The 7173-nt window shown below is 32.0% G+C and carries 3 protein-coding genes; 1 reads left to right on the top strand and 2 read right to left on the bottom strand.

Annotated elements, in window-relative coordinates:
- The first annotated feature begins 477 nt into the window (after positions 1-477).
- A complete protein-coding gene (locus FG167_RS10335; protein WP_203458205.1) occupies positions 478-2067 on the top strand; it encodes a peptide chain release factor 3 in 1590 nt (529 codons plus the stop codon).
- A 280-nt stretch (positions 2068-2347) separates the two neighbouring features.
- On the opposite strand, the gene FG167_RS10330 is transcribed toward FG167_RS10335, so the two are convergent.
- A complete protein-coding gene (locus tag FG167_RS10330; protein ID WP_055443110.1) occupies positions 2348-2665 on the bottom strand; it encodes a DUF3467 domain-containing protein in 318 nt (105 codons plus the stop codon).
- Between the two features lie 190 nt (positions 2666-2855).
- A complete protein-coding gene (gene rpoC / locus FG167_RS10325) occupies positions 2856-7157 on the bottom strand; it encodes a DNA-directed RNA polymerase subunit beta' (protein WP_203458204.1) in 4302 nt (1433 codons plus the stop codon).
- Between the last annotated feature and the right edge of the window lie 16 nt (positions 7158-7173).

Below are 7173 nucleotides of genomic sequence, written 5' to 3'. Positions count from 1 at the left end.
CACAAAGCGATTTAATAAAATTGTTCAGTTAATTCGATAAATAGTAAAAATAGCCGACAAAAAATGAGTTCTATTGATTTTTAGCCAAAATCCCCAAAATCTGAGGCAAAAATAGCTCTAAACGTCAAACAAGACTAGTATAAACGATGACCTAACATAATTAATCGATGAAGTATGTAATTTATAATCATAAACTAAAATATGAAGTGTTTGGTTGTCTAACATTTCTATAATTTACAACCAGTAAAAAGTAAAAGAAGTTGATAATGGTTATTAATATCTTTAAATAAGTTAAAAGGAAATCACAATTTGGCAATTATTTCCAAACTACCCATATTAAAACAAAAGCATTTTATTTTTATATAGTTATCATCTTTCCATTTATAGATTAAAGTTATGTAGTAATAAGGAAAAATTACTCTCTCAAAATTCCTCAAAAAATATTTGTCTTAAGTATATTTACCAAAATTATTTTTTATGAAATTTACAGACGAAATCAAACGAAGAAGAACCTTTGGAATTATCTCTCATCCCGATGCTGGTAAGACAACTCTAACAGAGAAATTACTATTATTTGGAGGAGCTATTCAAGAAGCTGGAGCAGTAAAAAGTAATAAAATAAAGAAAGGTGCTACTAGTGATTTCATGGAGATTGAAAGACAGCGTGGAATATCTGTAGCTACTTCTGTATTAGCTTTTGAATATAATGGTATAAAAATTAATATTTTAGATACACCCGGACATAAAGATTTTGCTGAAGATACTTTTAGAACCCTTACTGCTGTTGACAGTGTTATTGTGGTAATTGATGTAGCAAAAGGAGTTGAAGAGCAGACGGAAAAATTGGTTGAAGTTTGTAGAATGCGTAATATACCAATGATTGTATTTATTAACAAAATGGATCGTGAAGGTAAAGATGCTTTTGAACTCCTTGATGAAATAGAGCAAAAATTAGGTTTACGAGTAACTCCCTTAAGTTTTCCAATTGGAATGGGTTACGACTTTAAAGGAATCTATAATTTATGGGAAAAGAATATAAACTTATTTAGTGGTGATAGCCGAAAGAATATTGAAGAAACTATAGAGATTTCGGATTTAAACTCTAGTGAATTAAATAAATTAGTTGGAGATAAAGCAGCAGAAACACTAAGAGAAGAAATAGAATTAGTAGAAGGTATTTATCCAAGTTTTAACAATAAAGAATATTTAGATGGTACGCTACAACCTGTGTTTTTTGGTTCTGCTTTAAATAGTTTTGGAGTACGTGAATTATTAGATTGTTTTGTTGAAATAGCACCTAAACCTAGACCAAAGCAAAGTGAAGAACGATTAGTAAAACCGGATGAAGATAAGTTCTCTGGCTTTGTTTTTAAAATTCACGCCAACATGGATCCCAACCATAGAAACCGTTTGGCATTTGTTAAAATAGTATCTGGAGAATTTAAAAGAAATACACAGTACTTGCACGTTAGACATAATAAAAAAGTAAAATTTTCTAGTCCTAATGCCTTCTTTGCAGAGAAGAAAGAAATTGTAGACATCTCCTATCCTGGTGATATTGTAGGCTTACAAGATACCGGAACCTTTAAAATTGGAGACACCTTAACCGAAGGTGAAATACTAAATTACAAAGGTGTACCTAGTTTCTCACCAGAGCATTTTAGATATATAAATAATGCGGATCCAATGAAATCTAAACAATTAAACAAAGGTATAGATCAATTAATGGATGAAGGTGTTGCCCAATTATTTACTTTAGAATTAAATGGAAGAAAGGTTATTGGTACCGTTGGCGCATTACAATATGAAGTTATACAATACCGATTAGAACATGAATATGGTGCGAAATGTACCTATGAAAATTTAAATGTTTTTAAAGCTTGTTGGATAGAAACTGAAAATGAAAAAAGTGAAGAATACAAAGAGTTTATAAGAGTAAAACAACGTTTTTTAGCGAAAGACAAAAGAAATCAACTCGTATTTTTAGCAGACTCTGCATTTTCTTTACAAATGACACAACAAAAATATCCAAGTCTTAAATTTCATTTTGTAAGTGAGTTTAAATAACAGAAAACTATTTTAAAGACATTTAAGACAGTTTGAAGTTGTAATAGAAGCAATTTATATATAATAATTTTAAAAAAACAAATAAACGACACTTTTGAAAGTCATAAATCTACTAGGAATAAAATAAACCTATTAATAAATGTAATGTTATAATTTATTTCTATATGTATTAATTAAGCAAAAAAAATCCTCTAACAGTGTTAGAGGATTTTTTTTGCTTAATTTTTTAAACGCGTAAAATTAATTTTTACATTTTTTAAAAGTTCCTTTTAATCAAATATTACGCTTCACCCGTTGGTCCAAAATTCAAAGGTATTGGAGGTTGCTCATAATCTTTGATTTCACCATGCATGTTTTCAAACTTCGCTACGTTATCACTTAAAGCTTTCATCAATCGTTTAGCGTGTTGTGGTGTTAATATAATTCTAGATTTCACCTTACTTTTAGGTGTTCCAGGCATAATACTAACAAAATCTACAACAAATTCGGAAACAGAATGATTAATAATTGCTAGGTTAGAATAAGTCCCTTCCGCAATTTTCTCATCTAGTTCGATATTAATTTGTCCTGGTTTTTTCTTGTTTTTATCTTCTGCCATCGTAAACTTGTTTACACTTCCGTAAAAACGGAAGTCTTATTAATAATTATATTTAAAATAAAAAGTCCTGTTTAAAAAAACAGGACTTTTATTATTATATCAAAACTTTCGTTTCAAATTAAGAGATTCCTGCCTGCGCAGGAATAAATTCGATTAGCTAACACTTCAAAAAGAAGTGTTGGAATCTCATTTAATTATAGTTAACCTCTTGTTTTGCTTGCATCATTTGATCAAACTCTTCTTTAGATCCTACGATAATGTTTTCATAGTTACGCATTCCTGTTCCTGCTGGAATTCTGTGTCCTACAATTACATTTTCTTTAAGTCCTTCTAGAGTATCAATTTTACCTGCTACAGCAGCTTCATTTAATACCTTGGTAGTTTCTTGGAAAGAAGCTGCAGATATAAATGATTTTGTTTGTAGCGATGCTCTTGTAATACCTTGTAAGATAGGTGTAGCAGTTGCAGGTTTAGCATCTCTAGCTTCCGCTAATGCTTTATCCTCACGACGTAAAATAGAATTTTCATCTCTTAACACACGTGCTGTTACAATTTGTCCTTCTTTTAAGGTAGCAGAATCACCAGCATTTTCAACAACTTTCATTCCAAAGATATCATCATTTTCTTGAATGAAATCTGCTTTATGTACTAATTGATCTTCTAAGAAGATAGTATCACCAGAATCTATAATTCTAACTTTACGCATCATTTGTCTTACAACAACTTCGAAGTGCTTATCGTTAATTTTTACACCTTGTAAACGATATACTTCTTGTACTTCGTTAACTAAGTATTGTTGTACCGCTGAAGGTCCTTTTATATTAAGAATATCGTTAGGTGTTATAGAACCATCTGATAAAGGCATACCTGCTTTTACAAAATCGTTTTCTTGTACAAGAATTTGATTCGATAATTTAACTAGGTATTTCTTAATATCTCCAGTTTTAGATTCTATAATAATCTCACGATTACCTCTTTTAATTTTACCAAAAGAAACAACACCATCAATAGCACTTACTACTGCAGGGTTAGAAGGATTACGTGCTTCAAACAATTCTGTTACACGTGGTAAACCTCCTGTAATATCTCCTGCTTTAGAAGACTTACGTGGAATCTTAACTAAAATTTTACCAATATTAACCTTCTCACCATCATCAATCATAATGTGAGCTCCTACTGGTAAGTTGTAAGAACGAATTGCTTCGCCTTTACTATCTTCAACAATAAGTGTTGGAATAAGCTTTTTGTTTCTAGATTCAGAAATCACTTTCTCTTGGAAACCTGTTTGCTCATCAACTTCAACTTGATAAGTAATACCTTGTTCAATGTTCTCATAACGAACTTTTCCAGCAAATTCTGAAATAATTACACCATTATATGGATCCCAAGTACAAACTACATCTCCTTTAGATAATTTGTCTCCGTTTTTAACTTGAACAAAGGAACCATAAGGAATATTGTTAGTACTTAAAGTAATACCAGTTTTCTTATCTATTAATTTGATTTCAGAAGTACGAGAGATTACAACATCAACGATGTTACCATCGTTATCTTCCCCTTTTACAGTTTTTAATTCCTCAATCTCTGCAATACCGTCAAACTTAACAGCTAATTTATTTTCTTCAGAAATGTTACCTGCAATACCACCTACGTGGAATGTACGTAATGTTAACTGTGTACCTGGTTCTCCAATAGACTGTGCTGCCACAACTCCTACTGCTTCTCCACGTTGCACCATTTTGTTAGTTGCAAGGTTTCTACCATAACATTTAGCGCAAATACCTTTCTTAGCTTCACAACTTAATGGTGAACGAGCATCTACTTTATCTATTGGTGAGTTTTCAATTGCTTTTGCAATTTCTTCTGTAATTAACTCATTAGCCCCAACTAATAATTCGTCTGTTAATGGATTATATATATCGTTTAATGAAATACGACCTAAGATTCTTTCTTCTAAAGTTTCAACAACTTCATCATTCTTTTTAAGTGGCGCAATTTCTACACCTCTTAAAGTACCGCAATCTACCGTGTTTACAATTACATCTTGAGATACATCTACTAGACGACGTGTTAAGTAACCTGCATCGGCAGTTTTAAGTGCTGTATCGGCAAGACCTTTACGTGCACCGTGCGTAGAAATAAAGTATTCTAAAATAGAAAGACCTTCCTTAAAGTTAGAAAGAATTGGATTTTCAATAATCGATCCACCTCCTGCAGTAGATTTTTTAGGCTTCGCCATTAATCCACGCATTCCTGTTAACTGGCGAATCTGTTCTTTAGATCCACGGGCTCCAGAATCAAGCATCATATACACCGAGTTGAAACCTTGTTGATCTTCACGAATACGCTTCATTGACAATTCTGTCAGTTCTGCATTGGTTGAAGTCCAGATATCAATAACTTGGTTATAACGTTCATTATTTGTTATAAGTCCCATGTTATAGTTACCCATAATCCCTTCCACTTTTACGTTTGCAGAATCAATCATAGATTGCTTTTCTGGTGGAATAATAATATCTCCTAAACTAAATGATAAACCACCTTTAAATGCGTAGTAGTATCCTAAGTTTTTAATTTCATCTAAGAAATCTGCTGTTTCAGGTACTGATGTTACTTTTAAAATATCACCAATAATATTTCTTAGTGATTTTTTAGTTAATACATCATTTATATATCCTGCTGCAGCTGGTACTTTCTTATTAAAGATTACACGACCAACAGTAGTTTCAATAATTTGAGGAACTAATTCTCCTGCTTCATTAAAATCTATTGCTCTTACTTTAATTTGCGCATTTAAGTCTACTTGCTTTTCGTTGTAAGCAATAGTTACTTCTTCGGCAGAATAGAAAGTTAAACCTTCTCCTTTAACTTTTACGTCTTTAGTCGAAGTTCTTAGTTTGGTCATATAGTAAAGACCAAGTACCATATCCTGTGAAGGTACAGTTACTGGCGAACCATTTGCTGGATTTAAGATATTATGAGAAGCCAACATTAATAATTGACATTCTAAAATAGCTTCTGGTCCTAATGGTAAGTGCACTGCCATTTGATCTCCATCAAAATCGGCATTAAATGCAGTAGTTACTAATGGGTGTAATTGAATTGCTTTTCCTTCAATTAATTTTGGTTGAAAAGCTTGAATACCTAGTCTGTGTAATGTAGGAGCACGATTTAAAAGTACTGGATGTCCTTTTAAAACATTCTCTAAAATATCCCAAACTACAGGTTCTCTTTTATCTATAATTTTCTTTGCAGATTTTACAGTTTTTACAATTCCTCTTTCAATTAGTTTTCTAATTACGAAAGGTTTGTATAGCTCTGCTGCCATATTTTTAGGCAATCCACATTCAAATAATCTTAATTCTGGTCCAACAACAATTACAGAACGAGCAGAATAATCCACACGCTTACCAAGTAAGTTTTGACGGAAACGTCCTTGCTTACCTTTAAGTGAATCTGATAATGATTTTAATGGTCTATTAGAATCTGTTTTTACTGCAGATGATTTACGTGTATTATCTAATAAAGAATCTACAGACTCTTGTAACATACGTTTCTCATTACGTAAAATAACTTCTGGTGCTTTTATTTCAACTAATCTCTTAAGACGATTGTTTCTAATAATTACACGACGATATAAATCATTTAAATCGGAAGTTGCAAAACGTCCACCATCTAAAGGCACTAAAGGTCTTAATTCTGGTGGGATAATTGGCACTACTTTCAAGATCATCCATTCTGGACGGTTCTCTCTATTTTCGTTAGATTCTTTTAAAGCTTCTACTACTTGTAAACGTTTTAAAGCTTCCGTTTTACGTTGTTTAGACGTTTCGGTATTTGCTTTATGACGTAATTCATATGAAAGCGTTTCTAAATCTATTCTAGCTAATAAGTCGATCAAACATTCTGCTCCCATTTTTGCAAGGAACTTGTTAGGATCTGTATCATCTAGGTATTGGTTTTCTTGCGGAAGAGTTTCTAGAATATTTAAGTATTCTTCTTCGGTTAAGAAATCCATTTTTTGTAATGGTTCTCCTTCGGCATTTTTAGCAATACCTGGTTGAATTACTACGTAACGTTCGTAGTAAATTATCATATCAAGCTTCTTTGAAGGAAGTCCTAATAAATAACCTATTTTGTTTGGTAAAGAACGGAAATACCAAATATGTGCAACAGGAACTACTAAATTAATGTGTCCTACTCTGTCACGACGTACTTTCTTTTCGGTTACTTCAACACCACAACGATCACATACAATACCTTTGTAGCGAATACGTTTATATTTACCACAAGCACATTCATAATCCTTTACAGGACCAAAAATACGCTCACAGAATAAACCATCACGTTCTGGTTTATGTGTACGATAATTAATAGTTTCTGGTTTTAAAACTTCACCTCTAGATTCTGCTAAAATAGATTCTGGTGATGCTAAACCAATGGAGATTTTATTAAATCTCTTTACTGTGTTCTTATCTTGTTTTCTTGCCATTTCTTATAGTATTCAG

Source organism: Lacinutrix sp. WUR7 (assembly GCF_016864015.1).
Lineage (GTDB): Bacteria > Bacteroidota > Bacteroidia > Flavobacteriales > Flavobacteriaceae > Oceanihabitans.
The sequence above is the reverse complement of the archived record's forward strand: the minus strand, read 5'-3'. Positions and strand labels throughout refer to the sequence as shown.

Bases quoted from the DNA above. Each gene is read 5' to 3' on its own strand.
- FG167_RS10330 (WP_055443110.1), bottom strand. From the start codon at position 2,665: ATGGCAGAAGATAAAAACAAGAAAAAACCAGGACAAATTAATATCGAA.
- FG167_RS10335 (WP_203458205.1), top strand. From the start codon at position 478: ATGAAATTTACAGACGAAATCAAACGAAGAAGAACCTTTGGAATTATC.
- rpoC (WP_203458204.1), bottom strand. From the start codon at position 7,157: ATGGCAAGAAAACAAGATAAGAACACAGTAAAGAGATTTAATAAAATC.